Consider the following 15,688-nt stretch of genomic DNA (forward strand, 5'->3'; position numbering starts at 1 on the left):
TCGCCTTACAAGAGCGACTCGGCACCGTCGATGACGATGCGCGCGCCAGTTACATGAATGGATTCGTCCGAAGCAAGGAAGGCAACCAAATCCGCGACATTTTCAGGTTGGCCCGGTCCGTCCGCGAGCGGCTGCGCTCCTTCGGGATATTCCACCGGGATAATAATCTCCTCCAGTTCTTCGCTGATTTCCGAGGTGGAATCGATGTTGGTGGCAATGGCTCCGGGGCAAATCGCATTGACCCGAATTTTGTACTTGGCCAGCTCAAGCGCCGTCATTTTGGTAAAAGCGACCTGGCCGGCTTTCGTCGTACTGTAAGCCGACATGCCGAATCCGGCAAACCGGTCGTTCCCGTTGATCGAACTCGTAATGATGATGCTGCCGCCCCCCTGCTTTTTCAAATAAGGCACGGTATATTTGACGGTCAGGAATGTTCCGTTTAAATTGATGCGCAGCGTTTTTTCCCAATCTTCAAAACTCATTTCGTCCACCGGGGCCAACGATCCGTTGATTCCCGCATTCGCGAAAACGATATCGATGCCGCCGAACACTTTGGCCGCATCATGGACCGCCTTCTCCATCCGTTCCGGATCGGAGACGTCCACGTCAAAAGCGCGCGAGATACCGCGGTAAATGTTGTTGATCTGGTGTTCCGTGCTGCGGGTGCGGTCATTCATCAGATCAAAGAGTGCGACCTTGGCCCCTTCTTTTGCCAGCCTGATCGCAGTCGCCTTGCCGATTCCGGAGCCCGCTCCGGTTACGATCGCTGTCTTGCCCTGAAACCGCTGACGATTACTTTGATTCTCAGCCATGATGCCACACGCTCCTATTTTCATGAATTGGGTTAAAGACTTATGTCAAGTACCTGTCTCAAGATTACCCAAAAAGAGGTGCGGTTTAATCATTTGCTAAGCTTACAAATCCTTTTTCCTGAAAATGGAGACGGAAATCAGATAAGAAATGACCAGCGCCAAAACGGTTGCACTCGCAAGGAGCGCCCCGGAAGCCAAAGCATGAGAGGAAAGCCAACCGAGCGGCGCGGCCATGTCATCGCTGCTTAACAAAGCGGTCACCGCTCCGTTTCCGACCATGATAATCAACATCATAGCAATATTCAGGAACTGGGTGCCCCTGACGCCGAGCCAGTAATACAGCGGCAAATACAAGGAGATAAACAAGATCATCGAGATCAGCGTACCGAGTACAAAGGGGAGATCGATTCGCACCGTTCCGAAATCGATCATATCTGTGGCCACATTCAGGATTATGCAGATAGCAATTGACGAGACGAGAAAAATAAGTGAGGATGCATACTTCGACAATACAAGATAACTGCGTTTTACCGGAAGCGTGACCAGAAACTGCTGGTTTGGCAGTCTCGCATCGGATCCGATCCCCAGAATCAACACCAATCCCGGGAGCAAGCCGTAAAGGAGCGTCGAATTATTGCTTTGAATAAAGCCTGAAAATACGAAGGCATAAATCAAAACCAGCCACATGTAACGATAAACCAGCATTATATCTTTGCGGATCAAACATATCATTCTAGGCACGCGGCTTCCCTCCCTTTGCCGTAAAATACATAATATCTTCCAGGGTAGGCTGCTCATACAGGGCTTTGTCGCCGAATAATTGTTGCGCCCTCTTCCGGTCGCTGGACAACCCCTCAAATCCTAGATCACTTTCCCGGATGCCGAGCAGTTCATTACGGATATCGCCATCCAGCAAATCTTTGCCGCCTTTTACGATCAAATAGCTCTCCAGGATATCATCCTTTGTATCCGAAAATACGAGACGCCCCCGGTTAATAAAGGTTACGTAATCGGCCACCCGGTCAAGATCGGTCGTTAAATGGGTAGAAAAGAGAATCGTATGCTCCTCTTCGAGGATATATTCCGCAAGCAAGTCCAGCAATTCCCGCCGGAAGACCGGATCAAGGCCGGCTGTCGGCTCGTCCATAATCAGGAGCGAAGGATGATGGGACATCGCCAGCGCAATCGAATATTTCATCTTCATGCCTTTGGAGCAGTCTTTAATTTTTTTGCGCGACGGGAGTTCAAACTGATCCATATATCTTCTATACAATTCTTCATCCCAACGAGGATAAAAAGGGGCAACGATCCGCTTCATTTGTTCCAGCGTCAGATAGTCGTAAAAAATATTTTCATCCGAGATATAGCCGATATCTTGTTTATAATCGCCTTCCTGCGGTCCCACGCTCCGGCCGAACACGGAGACCTCGCCCTTGTCCGGAACCACCATTCCCATAATGGTTTTAATAAGCGTGCTTTTTCCCGCGCCGTTAGGACCGATCAAGCCCGTAATATAACCGCGCGGAACCGAAAAAGACATCTCCGACATCGTAAAGCTGCCATAACTTTTGCCGAGCCCTTCCACTTCAATCGCATTCATTCCTCATGGCCTCCCTCATTCTCCAGCAGTCTGATCCACTCGATCAATTCATCGACACTTACCGGAATACTACGGCATTCCTCCAGCAACTCCCTGAGTTTGTCTTCCAGCATTCGGATCCGCTGTTCACGGATGAATTCCTGGTTTCCTCCGGCGACAAACGAACCCTTGCCTACCATGGAATCAATCAGTCCCTCTTGCTCCAACTCGTTGTACGCCCGTTTCGTCGTAATCACGCTGATCTGAAGATCCTTTGCAAGCTGGCGGATCGAGGGGAGCGGGGTGCCGGGGAGTAGTTCTCCCTGTAAAATACTCCCCCGCATCTGCCTGACAATTTGCATGTATATCGGCTCACCTGAAGAAGTTGACAGCAAAATATTCATAGCTCACCACCCCTAATTCTGTATTACATGATATATTGTATATATTCAATATACACAATATATACGATATATTCAACTTTTTTTTGCAAAAAAAAGAGCCCCGGCTTAATGGAGCTAAATTCGTAATGAAAAAATTTAATGTCCGTCCTCCACGTGGCTGCTTGGTTGTCGAAACCAGAGCTGAAGCATTTCCTGAAATTTTTCGTTCGGTGTCGGCGTAGCGATTAGCCAGTCCTCTTCTTCCCTTGAACTGGCGCGGATCAACCAATTCATATGATGATTGTTGATAAATTGTGCCCTTTGACTCTCCCACCGTTCCCCTTTGCGGGCAAAAAACTGGAGATCTCCATGCGAAATGCTGGTCTTCATGCATTTAGCCAAGGCAATGATTCCCTCCTGATCATCGGATACTTTGGATAGTTCCGACAAAATCTCCTCCAGCTCCAATTTATCCAAGTGGGCGACGATTTCCGCAAACTGCCGTCTGGAAAGCATCAAAGCAGGTAATTCGCCGGGAGTACGCCGGTTCCATTTCATCTTTCCGGCCAGCATGCCGCAGGCCTCGCTTACACAGCCGATCTCATCTACCCTATGAAGGCTCGAATTCTCTGGCAATCGTTCCAGCGCGACAACCCGCTCATTCGTAATATGTAAAAATTCTTCAAAAGTTTGAGTTCCGGTTTGGTATTTCATCCAGCAGGCCTTGTCCGAAAATAAAACGGCTGCCAGGCTTGAAAACATCTGCTGCGTGATCATCATGCCGTTCGCTGCCCGGTTAATAACGCCTTTCATTATCAGGGATTCTTGGACCTCTTCCCGATCTTCGTCCATTCCGCCCTGTAAATACCCCCTAAAAGGACTTTCCGTGCCGTCCAGGCAATCCGCCCCAAGCAAATCCGCCAGATAATATAATTCTTTCGATTCCAGCGTTACGGCTCCCAGGGGAGATGTATCAGTAATGATCATTCAGCCTACCTCCTTTTACCTACGTCATATCTTTGCTGACTTCTTATCCAATAGGGTCCTTGTAGTTCAGGATGTTGTTATCATATCATTCTTTTAAATTCAAGTTGCCCAAAAATTCATGGTAATCTATTACAACATACCCAATTAAATAGGAATTGAATCGCACTTTTTTCTTAAATATATGAAACTTATTTCCTGAACTATTCGTAATAAATGAAAAGGCAGTTCGAGAATCTAGCATTTTCCCGCTGCCTATCGTCACAAAACCTTAATTTAATTATAATCTTATCTTAATCTTTTTTTAAGAAATGTGATTTACAATGTGTAATATGAGACCACTGTATAGAGGTGATTAGCTATGAAAATCTTAATTACTTTCCAAAACACCCAAGTTCCCGTATATTTCAACACCGATACCAAACAACCCGTTCAACGTACTTTGAAACTCCTGACCAGTGCGTTGGAGAACAAATTCCGCACCGGTAAGCAAGCGTTGAAGAAATGCCTGAATTCGTTGATCAGCATCGAAATTGAAGGTTCCGAAGCCATCCTGCACAGTAAAAGCGAATTCGACTCTTTGGCTCTGTCGCTATACTAAGCGAAGAATCATGAGTATTGATAGCAAAAAGAAAGAGGCCCCAGACGGCGGTTAATAAACTGCCGTTTTGTGGGCCTCTTCTTCATGCATGGCTTTTTCAATCCGGATTAAAAAGAGTCTCAGGAGATTCAGACGCATCGGTTCATAGGTGCAGGTTTGAATTTTTTTGATAATAAACCGGTCTATGGCCATATCTTTTTCCTCCAGCACGTTATTGAAACGTTACAGGAACAAATTTCCTGCTTCGCTCTTATTCCTAAATTAACCCATTTTAAAAGGATTAAACGAAAAAACGCGCCTGACAAGGATTCTTAGAGTTCGACATGTTTCTGGCGGCTTGCGTTTCGGACTGTGCCCCGTCTCATAAGAAGCAGACAAGCCGTAGCCATCAGAAGCGCGCCATTCAAAACGAACACGACAGGAATGGGCACCCAGCCCGCCAACACACCGCCGGCAATCGGTCCCGCCATATGCCCGAGTTGTGCTGACGATTGATTCAAGCTGAAAGCTCTGCCGCGAAATTCAGGTGCCGTTGCTTCAACAATCAGCGCGTTAAGCGCCGGGAAAACGGCTGCAAAGAACAGGCCGTAGATGAAACGGAGAGAACCAAAACCAATCAGGCTATGGAAGAACAGTTGCAGAATATTTCCGATACCACCGCCCAAAAGTCCGATCATCAGCGTGTTTCGGTACCCGATCCGCTCTCCAATCTTCCCCCATACAGGCGCTGCTAGTACCGTAGCAATCCCCACCGCCGAAAAGATAATTCCGGAGCTGAGCGATGCATCCGAAGAGGAAGCTCCCAAGTCTAGCACATAAAGTGAAAGCAGCGGCTCCAGCACCATGACGGAAGCCGTAACGATTAACACGACGCCCAAATGTCTCATGAAAGCCGAGTTCGCCTTCGCTTCCCTAAGATCGTCGATTACATGCGAACGTTCTCGGGTTCGGTCAAAGTTCTCTTCCTTTACGAACAGCCAGGCGATAATCGCGGAGAGCAGCACTACGAAGCCCGCCGCCAGGAACGATTCGCGGTATCCCAGATACTTGCTGACAAAACCGCCGATCATCGGTCCGATGATCCCGCCGGCCGCGCTGGCGGTCGACATGATTCCGAGCGAAAAGCCCACCCGCTTCTCGGGCGTATTCGTGGCGACCAGAGCAATCGCCGCAGGGATATATCCTGCAAGGAGACCTGATAGTATGCGCACCGCAATCAGTTGTATCGGATTCTGTACTAGCGAGTTAAGAAGATAAACCGCACATAGTGCAAACCCGGAACGAAGAAGCATCGGCTTGCGGCCATACTTATCCGAAAGCGATCCCCAAAAAGGAGAGATCAGCGCACCGGCCAAAAAAGTGATTCCAAATGCAAATCCCGACCATAGGGTCAAATGTTCGGTGACGCCCAGATCATTCGCTATAAATAGAGACATAAACGGGATCACCATCGAATAGGCCATACTGCAAAAAAACGCGCCAAGCCATAAAACGTACAAATTTCTTTTCCAGGGGAATTCCATCGTTATCCACCCCCATTGTTGTAAAGACTATTTTCCCCGGGTAGACAGCTATTGTTCTATTGTACCACTTTATGGACAAGGCAGATTTGAAAACTTTACGGATGCAGGAAGCAGCGGTCGTGAGGATATAAAGAGAGTAGTCATCCCCGGGGGCATGACTGGGCCTACTGGGATTCCCAAACCCAGAAGGCTGCCGCTTTAATCTAGCGGCCAGTCGATTCAATCCCGTTCCAGCTCAAACCGTCTTCGCTGCTCGCCTTTACCCCGGCGGGTTTCTTTTTTGCCGGATGTTTTGCGGTCGTTTCGCTGGCGAGCCTGCTCTTTAGTAGCTTGATACTTCAATTCACGCTGGGTTTTACGGTAATTCTCCAGCCGCTTCTGATCCAGATCTCCGCTTCTTACCGCTTCCTGCACCGCGCAGCCCTCTTCCCGCTCATGACGGCAATCTCCGAACCGGCACTGCGCCGCGAACTCTTCTATGTCCGTGAACGCTTCCGACCAGCCCCCGCCGGCATCATCCCAAAGCTGCAGTTCGCGCATTCCCGGCGTATCGATCATCACGGCTCCCTGCGGAAGCACGAACATTTCACGGTGCGTGGTCGTATGGCGGCCGCGGCTGTCGCTTTCCCGGATTCCCTGCGTGAACTGCTTCTCCTCCCCGGCCAACCAGTTCAGAATCGTCGATTTCCCGGCACCGGAAGATCCGGTAAGCGCCACCGTCAAGCCGGGCCGAAGCAAAGCTTCAAGTTGATCCCGCCCCTGATCTTCCATGGCACTGACGGCGATCACGGGAACTCCCGGAGCAATCGACTCCGTCTCCTTCACAAATTGCTCCGGATCTTCGCATAGATCCGCTTTGCTGAGCAAAATAACCGGATTTGCTCCGCTATTCCAAGCCATTACGAGGTAGCGTTCGAGCCTGCGGAGATTGAAATCCAGATTCAAAGCGGCCACGAGCAGCAGTACGTCTACATTAGCGGCAATAATTTGTTCCGTCGGCACCGACCCGGCGGCCCGGCGGGAAATTGTACTAAATCTCGGCAATATTCCGTGAATGATGCCGTCTTTCTCTGATTCCGAAAAGAAACGCTGCGCAATCCAATCGCCTACCGCCGGATACGCGCTCCGGTCTCCAAGCTCATGCTGAAGCTTACCTGACAATTCCGCCCAGCCTTCGCCCCGTTCGGTCATTACCCGGTACTTATGCCCATGATCTGCGATAATTCGGCCAGGTTGTGCTCCCTCGAGCTTTAGCTCAGCAAAGGCTTCCTCCCATTTCTGGTTCCAGCCTAGTACGGCCATACTCAAATCTTTATTGCTTCTTTTTGACTGTAAATTCAAATTGGTTTCCTCCCGGTTAGCTGTTTGTGGTTTTAGAAAACAAAAAAAGACGCGGGTCAATTCACCCGCGTCTTCGAATATGGACATAGAACCCCATTTAACTTAAATAGCAAGGAAGATCGTTATCCATCATTTCGTATCCGGAAATATGAAAAGCTCCGGATACGAAAAAACGCAGGACCTGTACGGTCCTGCGGCAATATCCATTTATCGAGGCGTTAATTCCCGTTGTTCAAATAAACAACCCATTGGCGCCCGTTAAAAGTTATCCCGTCCAAAGACCGTAATCATGTATTGGATCGCAGCGAACATATCATTGTTAACTTCGTACATAATTACCAGCCTCCTTAAAAGATTTGTCTACATCATATTCGAACCCGGAAACATTTGTCAACCTGCCATTGCCAATATTTTTAAATTTCGGGTAAACAGCAGGCTTGAAGCAATGGGGCAACCTCGCTCAATTCGTTGATAGTGCGCCAAGGGGCCCCGCCTTCGAGATCCTCGAACCAGACATGTTTCCTGAGCAACCAGACGCCGCGTATCCCAACCTGGGAGGCTCCCCAAATATCGTTTCGCGGATGATCCCCGACGATAATTGTCTCCTCCGCCGCTACCCCTAATCTTTCTAACGCATTCCGGTAGATGCGCTCATCCGGCTTTTTAATTCCGATATCACCGGATACGACGACGGCATCGAAATACCCGCGAAGGTCCAGCAAATCGATTTTGCCATGCTGTAAATGACTGAACCCGTTCGTAATGATGCCAAGCTTCAGTCCAAGAGACCGGCACGTTTGCAGCGCATCCACTGCATGCTCCATCACACGGGCGTGGGACATATAATTTTTATCATAATAGGTTTTCAATTCGGTTAAATCAGGCTTCACGGTCCATGGCAACGTATCGATCAATTCCCGGAAAAAGCCTTCTTTCGGCCGATACCCGTCCACATCGCTTTCGATCATATAAGCAACGATCTTGTCGATCTCCTCCTGATCTTTGACACGCAAGCGCTCCCGCACCAACTGCTTAGCGAATTCCCGGAAAGTCCAATCCCGGTCCATCAGCGTATTGTCCAAGTCAAACAAGACCGCATTAATTCTCTCCATACCATCCCTCTATTTCTATCGTTCTCCTTTTTATATTGTAACAGCGTATTGTTCATTTTGCAGGCAAGGAAAATAAAAAGCACAAATCCATAGGCCGGACCTGCGCTTTTCAAATTGAAGCTTAATTTAATTTAATTAAATAATCTGCTTCGGCCGATGACTCAGCAGCATTTCCTGATCCGTGATATATAACGGAAACGGCGGTATTTCCTTCAGGTAATGCTCTCTTTGCAACAACCTGTAGTCCACTTGATGCGGTTGATCCGGCTTCAACACGGGAAGCTTGCCGGTTTCCTCCACATAAACGTCCACAGCAACTTGCACGAGATCCAGGAAATAAGGGATTTCCCGATCCTCTTCTTCGAAGATCTCGTAAGTTTCACGGGATAAATAAAACTTCTGCTCACTGACTCCGCCCAAATAACGCGACAATCGTCTTAAATCCAGACTTCCATCAGGCAAAAGCAGCGATTTGCGATTAATGCCTTCCGGCATCTCTGCCTCATATCGCAGAACGCCTAGTTTGACATCTTCGAGCGTCACCTGCACGGCAGGAGGAGAACCGGCAGCAAGACGGCGCTTACGGCTATTTTTTGTCCAAAACAGCATGACAGGTACCTCCTAACTTGGATTATTTGTATGGGAAGCGCTTACAATATTATTGTATCCTGATTCACCTGTTTTGAACGCTAATTTAGCTAAACGTCATAGAATAGTCATACCCTGGACAAGCCAATCGGCGCCAAACGCACGTCTCTGGATATTCTCCGGCGTTTGCGGTAGGATGATAATGTTCAGCAAGCCAAAATCATACCTAGGAGGACTCTCATGCAGGACGTCATAATTATCGGAGCGGGTCCTTGCGGACTCTCCGCGGCCATTGAATGCCAACGGCGCGGCTTACATACGCTCATACTTGAAAAGAACTGCCTCGTCCATTCGATCTATTCTTATCCTACGCATATGCAATTTTTCAGCACTCCGGAAATGCTCGAAATCGGGGATATTCCATTCGTTTCTCCCAACGAGAAGCCTTTTCGTCACGAGGCGCTTGCTTATTACCGCCGGGTAAGTCAACATTACGGCTTGCAAATTGCAGCCTATGAAGAAGCCACCAGGATCGAGCGCCAACCCGACGGCACCTTTATTGTCCATTCCGTCACGCGTAGCGGTGAACCATGGGAATATCCTACCCGTTATGTCGTTATTTCCACAGGTTACTTTGACCATCCTAATATTTTGGGAATTCCGGGAGAAGATACCGATAAAGTATCCCACTACTTCCAGGAAGCCCATCCTTATGCCGGCATGAAGGTTGCGGTCATCGGGGGCAGCAATTCAGCGGTCGATGCCGCTATGGAACTGGTTCGCGTCGACGCTGACGTCACGGTCATCTACCGCGGCAAAGAAATGTCCCAGTCCGTCAAACCTTGGGTGAAACCTGTCTTTGAAAGCATGGTCAGCAGAGGGAAAATCAAACTTCTTCTGGAGTCAAAGGTCGTTCAGATTCGCGAGCGGGAAATTATCGTCGAATCCGCAGAATACCGGGAAAAAACTTCGCTGCCGAATGACTTTGTATTGGCGCTGACAGGGTTTTGCCCGGACCGGAAGCTCATGCTGGATGCCGGGGTGGAGATGTCCGGCGAAATGGAAAAGCCGGTGTTCGATCCGGTTACCATGGAAAGCAATATTCCCGGCATTTATGTCGCCGGCGTCATCGCCTCAGGCCGCAACGCGAACGAAGTGTTCATTGAATCCGGCCGCGGGCATGGCCGCCAAATTGCGGAGCATATCGCTGGATTGATGGAGCTTGAAGCCTAGCCTGGACCGCCGGGAAACCCGGTATAAGGAGAATTCTTAAGATGAATCAAATCGATGTTGTTTCGCTTCTACTATTATTCATGGCCGCACTAGGGATCTTTAGCAGCAATATGCCGATTACCGTGGCCATGATCGTTCTTCTGCTGATCCGGGTCTTGCATATGCACTATGCTTTTCCCTGGCTGGAGAAATACGGCCTGACCGTAGGAATCATCATTCTGACCATCGGCGTAATGGCGCCCGTAGCCAGCGGAAAGCTTTCGCTTCAAATGCTGTGGTCGTCTTTTTTTCACTGGAAGTCGCTGCTCGCCATTGCCATAGGCATGCTCGTGGCCTGGCTAGGCGGACGCGGAGCCGCGCTTATGGGCAGCCAACCGACCGTAGTCGCCGGTCTCTTGATCGGCACCGTGCTCGGCGTCGCCTTCTTCCGCGGTGTGCCGGTCGGCCCGCTGATCGCGGCGGGGATATTGTCGCTGCTGATCGGAAAGGTGTAAGCAAATAAAGAGGTTGATCCCATGGACAAGGAGTGGGACAACCTCTTTTTATTAAAAGCATTAAAGAATGGAATTAAGAAGATTATATCTTTTTCTTCATGGACTAACGACCAAGTTTAGTTGGAGAAGGCATTAAAAAATGATCATGATACAATGTTTAGTTAGGTGGAGAAATAAACAGAGGCGGAGAGGAGATCTAAAATGCTTAATCATAGAAAAGTAATCATAACAGGTGCGGCTTCTGGAATTGGAAAAGAAATTGTTAAACACTGCTTACATGAAGGTGCTTCAGTAATTGCATGTGATATTAATGAACCAGCCTTACGTGATCTAAAGAGGGCTATGGACAACCATGATGCTTTACATATATATCAGTTAGATATAAGTAAGCATCAAGAGGTCGTTAAATTTTTTGAATATGTTGAGAAAGAACATTACGACATAGATAGTTTAATTAATAATGCAGGGATTTATTTGGCGAAAAATATACTGGACTATCAAGTGGATGAAATTGATAAAGTCCTAAATATAAATCTTAAGGGGGCTATTTATTTTTCCCAAATGTTCGGAAAGAAACTGTTCCACAGCAAACGTAATGGAGTTATCGTGAATATGTCTTCAGTTTCAGGTATGGAAGGCAGTTCAGATGCAATATATGGACTATCGAAAGCAGCAATATTGGGTTTAACCAAAAGTTGTGCAATGAATTACTCGCCATATATCCGTGTTAATGCTGTTGCTCCTGCGATGGTTAATACTCCTATGATGGATTTAATACCTGATTGGAGGAAGGAACAATATTTAAGCCATCAGCTCATTGATACGCCTGTAACACCTGAGGATGTTGCTGATACTGTTATCTTCTTATTATCAGATAAGTCCAAGCATTATACAGGTGCAACATTCGATATTAATAATGGCGGATACCTAAGATAATTCCAATTTCTTGTTAACTAATTTGGGAGAGATAATTTAATTAGCCGCCCGTTCAAGTGGGCGGCATTCTTTTTTTCAAAATCAATATTTCGATGCTTGATAAATTAATTCCGCCATACCGGATTACTCCGAATCGGGGCGGACCTTTGAAAACTTATCAAGCGTTCAAATTCTGAATACTATACAGCTGCGCGTAAACGCCATCCTCCTTGGCCATTAGCTCTTCATGCGTACCGCGTTCCGCGATCGAGCCGTTCTTCATCACGATGATGAGATCGGCATGCGTAATCGTGGATAGCCGGTGGGCGACGATCAAGGTAGTACGGCTCTGAGACAAATGCTGAAGCGATTGCTGGATTAAATGCTCCGATTCCAGATCGAGCGCCGAAGTCGCTTCGTCCAGAATAAGGATCGGCGGATCCTTCAAAAAGACGCGGGCGATCGCGACCCGCTGCTTCTGGCCGCCTGACAGCTTCACCCCCCGCTCGCCAACCTCGGTGTCATAGCCTTGCGGGAGCGCCTCAATAAATTCGTGGGCATTGGCTGCTTTCGCAGCGGCCACCACCGCCTCCTCATCAGCATCCGGATTGCCCAGTTTGATGTTATCCCGCACGCTGCCGCTGAACAGGAAATTATCCTGCAGCACCATGCCGATCCGGCTGCGTAAGCTCTCCATCGTCCAGTCGCGGATATCTCTACCGCCAACCATAAGCGTGCCTTTCTGAATGTCATAAAAACGGGGGATCAGTCCGACCAGGGACGATTTTCCGCCCCCGCTCATTCCGACAAAAGCAACCGTCTGTCCGGGGTTCACTTGCAGTGAAATATTTTTCAGCACCCAGCTTCCCTGATCCTGATATTTGAACCAAACGTTCCGGAAGATTATGCCATGAGTACCCGCCGGCATGACCGCCGCATCCTTGGCATCGGTCATATCATAAGGTTCATCCAGAAGCTCCAACACCCGTTCCCAGGAAGCGGAAGCCTGGGTCAAGATCGTGGAAGAGTTGATCAGACGCTTCAACGGCGCATACAAACGGTCCAGGTAACCGAAAAAGGCGACGAACGTTCCCAGCGTCAGACGGCCTTGAATCACCTCATATCCGCCGTACCCGATTACCAGCAACGGTGCGATATCCGTCAAAGTGTTGATAATAGCGAACGTCCAAGCGTTCCAACGGCTGTGTGCCATCGCCCGGCTCAAATATTTACCGTTAATGCCCTCAAATTGGCGCGCTTCATGGCGCTCCAGGGCAAAACTGCGGATCACGGAAATTCCCTGAATACGCTCATGCAAATAAGCCTGAATACCGGCCAACGCGGCGGAGCGGTCCTTGGTAAGCTTTTTCAGCCGTTTGTACAGCACTTTCACCGCCAGCGCATAGAGCGGAAATATCGCAATCGCTACGAGCGTAAGCAGCGGATTGAGATAGAACATGAATCCGAGTACAAACACCAGGGTAAAAGAATCCAGCCAAACGTTCATCATGCCGACTTCGACGATATTTTTCGTTTGTTCCGCGTCGTTGATAAAGCGGGAAATGACCTCTCCCACCTTGGTGTTTTGATAGTACCTGAGCGATAGCCGCTGCAAATGGGCATAGAGTTTGTTGCGTAAATCGAACAATATTTTGGCCGTAATGAATTGGGCAAAATACTGTCTGGCATATTCCACCGGCCCCCGTACGATGACGAAGAGAAATAATGTACCTCCGAGTACCGTAAGAAGCCGGTTTATTTTCTCGCCGATGTCCACGCTAGGATTGAGCAAAATATCGTCAACGACATACTTCTGGACCAACGGTAGCAGCGAGGGGATGCCGAACTTCAGGATTCCGATGATCAAGGTTAAAATAATCCACTTCGTATAAGGTTTTACAAACTGAAAATAAGCTTTCCAATGCATCAACTTGATTGCACATCCCTTTAGTTATCTCTTCTTCTAGCTTTCTTCGCCAAACTTTCCGCATAATCATCCAGACGCGACTGGATCAGGCCTGCATTCAAACCTCGAAATCCGAGGTCTTCCCATCCTTTATATACCCCTGGAGGCCCCGGCAGCACCTCGATTAAACAAAGCATGTCCCAATATGGATTAGCTGCCTCCGCTACACTACCTTTAGAATCCAGATATGCTTTCAGAAAAATATCCGCCGTTTCCGTTCCGTACAACTGAACCAGGTTCAGCCGGCAATGTCCGGTATCGATCCCCGCCGGACCCTGACACGCATTTACCCAGTCGACGACACCGCTCACGTGCTCATCCTGCCAAAGCACGTTGGCCGGGTGAAAATCCCGATGAATCAATCGGGGCGCATAACCGGGAAGCGGGCCTTGGAGACATTCAATTATTTTAGCCCATGCGGCAGGCTTGGTCGTCCATTCCGGAATTTGAAGCCGCTCTATCTTATTGTACGTAAAATAATTCCACGATATCGGCTCGGCTTTCGACGCATGCAATTTTGCTGCAATCCCTGCCAATCCCTGAAGCCAGGGAAGCGAAGGGGCTTGCGGCGGTAGAACCACCCGACCCGGCAATCGGCTCATCAGCACCGTCGGCAGCCCGCAGCGCTTGCCGTCAGGATCTGCTGCGATCCATTCAGGCGATGGCAGCCCTGTAGGCCTGGCGGCCTGCAATGCCGCTGTTTCATGCAGAGCCAAATCGGGCTCAATCTGGAGCCAGTTCGTATCCGTAAACTGCCGAATTACCCAATGGATTTGCTCGTTATTCTCACCGTGGTAAACTTCCAAAGCAACTACCGCGGAGGAAATCCCGCCTTGAAGCGGAGTTACCTGCACCACCCGGGATTGTGTCCCGGCTTGCTCCTCTATCCATGACAGCACTTGCTTTGGCAACGCCGGATACCCCGGCCGATCGAAAACTTCCATTCCGTGCTCCCTTCCGCTGGACAACCGCTCATTTTTTGCGTAATGCTGTATTTGTCAACTCAATAATGATATACTCCATATTAACATGTCACTGCCTGCAAGAGCGTTATTAGTTGCGGTGTAGCATGAGCAGAACCCGCTCGGGCCGCGCTACTTAGGAGACAGTCAACCATAGGCGGCAGCCGCATTAGGAGGATAACCATGTCACGTCGATTTGTCATCGAAGCCGTGATGGTGGCGATTTACGGTGAATTGCTGGTGCCTTCAGCACCTGTCGAATATATTGTCCCTTACACCACCGTCATGGAGCTTTACGAATTTCAAAATAGTCCGGAACCGTTGATGAACGATGCTTCGGACGACCTGCATGTCAAAAACAAGATCAGCGAGCTGATCTCCTATCTTGAGGAACCGCTCAACCGCAAGAAACTGGAACGTGCGCTATCCGTGCCATGGTCCAAGAGCCCGGCCATTTTGTTCGGCGATAACATTTCCTGGATCGTCATCAACGCGGTTGATAATGAACAGTTCGGGGAGTTGCTCGATCCGATCGAAACCGAAATCGTGCTTACCGCACAACGGGAAAATGCACCGGTATTAACCGATCAGCTTGAGCTTATCCGTCGTATAATCGAAGCCGAGGCTCCCGTTCAGGTGTTTGATATCGGCGATTTCGACTTTGCGATGGAGGACAGCATTTTCTCCAACCTGAATTAAAGTCTTATATTCGGACCCTTTGCTGAACCGGAGCAATGTTTTCCCTCTTCCAAGCGTTTTCATTATGGGCCGATAAACATAAAAGGATCGGGCGATGTCCTTCATCGCTCAATCCTTTTTTTCTTCTCCGGGGAATTTCCTTAACCTACGTTCAAGGAGCTATTGGCTCGTATTCATATTCAATATCGTCTTCAGTGGAGTTATAGGCGACCTTAAGGTTGTATCCATCCAGGTACCACTTGTCCTGATCCTCCATGAAGAACGTAATTCCCTCCGCTTCGGAGGAAATTCCCGGCGAAACCGGATGATCTGACTGAATGCCGAGTGAAAAACCGGGATGGATATGACCGCCGGCGCTGTAACGGGCAAATAATCGAACCGACTGGCCTTGCTTCAGATCAAGCTCTTTTTTGAACCACTGTGCGGCTTCTTTGGAAATTTCAATCATCTGCGTCCCCTCCTGTTCTCTCCTTATTTTAGCCCAATCCTTATAAAT

18 protein-coding genes are annotated in these 15,688 nt (G+C 48.8%); 5 read left to right on the forward strand and 13 right to left on the reverse strand.

Annotation, left to right across the window (positions count from 1 at the left end):
• Positions 1-5: 5 nt before the first annotated feature.
• The 5 genes from DFP94_RS19770 to DFP94_RS19790 all read right to left on the reverse strand — a co-directional run bounded on the left by DFP94_RS19770 (position 6) and on the right by DFP94_RS19790 (position 3,761).
• The gene (locus DFP94_RS19770) at positions 6-812 is read right to left on the reverse strand and encodes an SDR family oxidoreductase (RefSeq protein ID WP_114498202.1); all 807 of its coding nucleotides are present in this window, start codon (positions 810-812) and stop codon (positions 6-8) included.
• Between the two features lie 102 nt (positions 813-914).
• A complete protein-coding gene (locus DFP94_RS19775) occupies positions 915-1,544 on the reverse strand; it encodes an ABC-2 transporter permease (protein WP_245954995.1) in 630 nt (209 codons plus the stop codon).
• Position 1,545: 1 nt separating this feature from the next.
• Positions 1,546-2,412 (reverse strand): ABC transporter ATP-binding protein, encoded by an 867-nt coding sequence (locus DFP94_RS19780; RefSeq protein WP_114498204.1) that lies wholly within the window; start codon positions 2,410-2,412, stop codon positions 1,546-1,548.
• On the reverse strand, positions 2,409-2,795 hold the full coding sequence (locus tag DFP94_RS19785; protein WP_114498205.1) for a GntR family transcriptional regulator: 387 nt from the start codon (positions 2,793-2,795) through the stop codon (positions 2,409-2,411). Before DFP94_RS19785 ends, DFP94_RS19780 begins: the two co-directional genes overlap by 4 nt.
• Positions 2,796-2,930: 135 nt before the next feature.
• A complete protein-coding gene (locus tag DFP94_RS19790) occupies positions 2,931-3,761 on the reverse strand; it encodes a hypothetical protein (RefSeq protein WP_114498206.1) in 831 nt (276 codons plus the stop codon).
• A gap of 358 nt (positions 3,762-4,119) precedes the next feature.
• Between DFP94_RS19790 and DFP94_RS19795 the strand changes: the two genes are divergently transcribed.
• A complete protein-coding gene (locus tag DFP94_RS19795) occupies positions 4,120-4,359 on the forward strand; it encodes a hypothetical protein (RefSeq protein WP_114498207.1) in 240 nt (79 codons plus the stop codon).
• A 51-nt stretch (positions 4,360-4,410) separates the two neighbouring features.
• On the opposite strand, the gene DFP94_RS25600 is transcribed toward DFP94_RS19795, so the two are convergent.
• The 5 genes from DFP94_RS25600 to DFP94_RS19815 form a co-directional block, all read right to left on the reverse strand.
• Positions 4,411-4,551 (reverse strand): hypothetical protein, encoded by a 141-nt coding sequence (locus DFP94_RS25600; RefSeq protein WP_181873231.1) that lies wholly within the window; start codon positions 4,549-4,551, stop codon positions 4,411-4,413.
• Between the two features lie 119 nt (positions 4,552-4,670).
• Positions 4,671-5,882 carry an MFS transporter gene (locus tag DFP94_RS19800; protein ID WP_114498208.1) on the reverse strand — a complete coding sequence of 404 codons (1,212 nt, stop codon included), beginning with the start codon at positions 5,880-5,882 and terminating at the stop codon, positions 4,671-4,673.
• 219 nt (positions 5,883-6,101) lie between these two features.
• Positions 6,102-7,184 (reverse strand): ribosome small subunit-dependent GTPase A, encoded by a 1,083-nt coding sequence (gene rsgA / locus DFP94_RS19805; RefSeq protein ID WP_114498240.1) that lies wholly within the window; start codon positions 7,182-7,184, stop codon positions 6,102-6,104.
• 452 nt (positions 7,185-7,636) lie between these two features.
• Positions 7,637-8,335 carry an HAD family hydrolase gene (locus DFP94_RS19810; protein WP_114498209.1) on the reverse strand — a complete coding sequence of 233 codons (699 nt, stop codon included), beginning with the start codon at positions 8,333-8,335 and terminating at the stop codon, positions 7,637-7,639.
• A 135-nt stretch (positions 8,336-8,470) separates the two neighbouring features.
• Positions 8,471-8,944, reverse strand: coding sequence for a DUF3939 domain-containing protein (locus DFP94_RS19815; protein WP_114498210.1), 474 nt, complete (start codon positions 8,942-8,944; stop codon positions 8,471-8,473).
• A 219-nt stretch (positions 8,945-9,163) separates the two neighbouring features.
• On the opposite strand from DFP94_RS19815, the gene DFP94_RS19820 reads away from it, so the two are divergent.
• From DFP94_RS19820 to DFP94_RS19830, 3 genes are all read left to right on the forward strand, one after another.
• Positions 9,164-10,156 (forward strand): YpdA family putative bacillithiol disulfide reductase, encoded by a 993-nt coding sequence (locus DFP94_RS19820; protein WP_114498211.1) that lies wholly within the window; start codon positions 9,164-9,166, stop codon positions 10,154-10,156.
• A 41-nt stretch (positions 10,157-10,197) separates the two neighbouring features.
• Positions 10,198-10,650: a DUF441 domain-containing protein gene (locus tag DFP94_RS19825; RefSeq protein WP_181873232.1), complete on the forward strand. Its 453-nt coding sequence runs from the start codon at positions 10,198-10,200 to the stop codon at positions 10,648-10,650.
• Positions 10,651-10,851: 201 nt separating this feature from the next.
• Positions 10,852-11,586: an SDR family NAD(P)-dependent oxidoreductase gene (locus DFP94_RS19830; protein WP_114498212.1), complete on the forward strand. Its 735-nt coding sequence runs from the start codon at positions 10,852-10,854 to the stop codon at positions 11,584-11,586.
• A 157-nt stretch (positions 11,587-11,743) separates the two neighbouring features.
• Here the strand turns inward: DFP94_RS19830 and DFP94_RS19835 are convergent, their stop codons facing one another.
• Entirely contained in the window at positions 11,744-13,495 is a 1,752-nt protein-coding gene (locus tag DFP94_RS19835; protein WP_114498213.1) for an ABC transporter ATP-binding protein, read from the reverse strand.
• A 17-nt stretch (positions 13,496-13,512) separates the two neighbouring features.
• Complete coding sequence (locus DFP94_RS19840; protein WP_114498214.1) at positions 13,513-14,475, reverse strand: phosphotransferase family protein; 963 nt, start codon at positions 14,473-14,475, stop codon at positions 13,513-13,515.
• Positions 14,476-14,676: 201 nt separating this feature from the next.
• On the opposite strand from DFP94_RS19840, the gene DFP94_RS19845 reads away from it, so the two are divergent.
• Positions 14,677-15,192 (forward strand): ADP-heptose synthase, encoded by a 516-nt coding sequence (locus DFP94_RS19845; RefSeq protein WP_114498215.1) that lies wholly within the window; start codon positions 14,677-14,679, stop codon positions 15,190-15,192.
• Between the two features lie 151 nt (positions 15,193-15,343).
• On the opposite strand, the gene DFP94_RS19850 is transcribed toward DFP94_RS19845, so the two are convergent.
• Positions 15,344-15,640: a HesB/YadR/YfhF family protein gene (locus DFP94_RS19850; RefSeq protein ID WP_114498216.1), complete on the reverse strand. Its 297-nt coding sequence runs from the start codon at positions 15,638-15,640 to the stop codon at positions 15,344-15,346.
• Positions 15,641-15,688 lie beyond the last annotated feature (48 nt).

Source organism: Fontibacillus phaseoli, assembly GCF_003337355.1.
GTDB classification, from domain to species: domain Bacteria; phylum Bacillota; class Bacilli; order Paenibacillales; family Paenibacillaceae; genus Fontibacillus; species Fontibacillus phaseoli.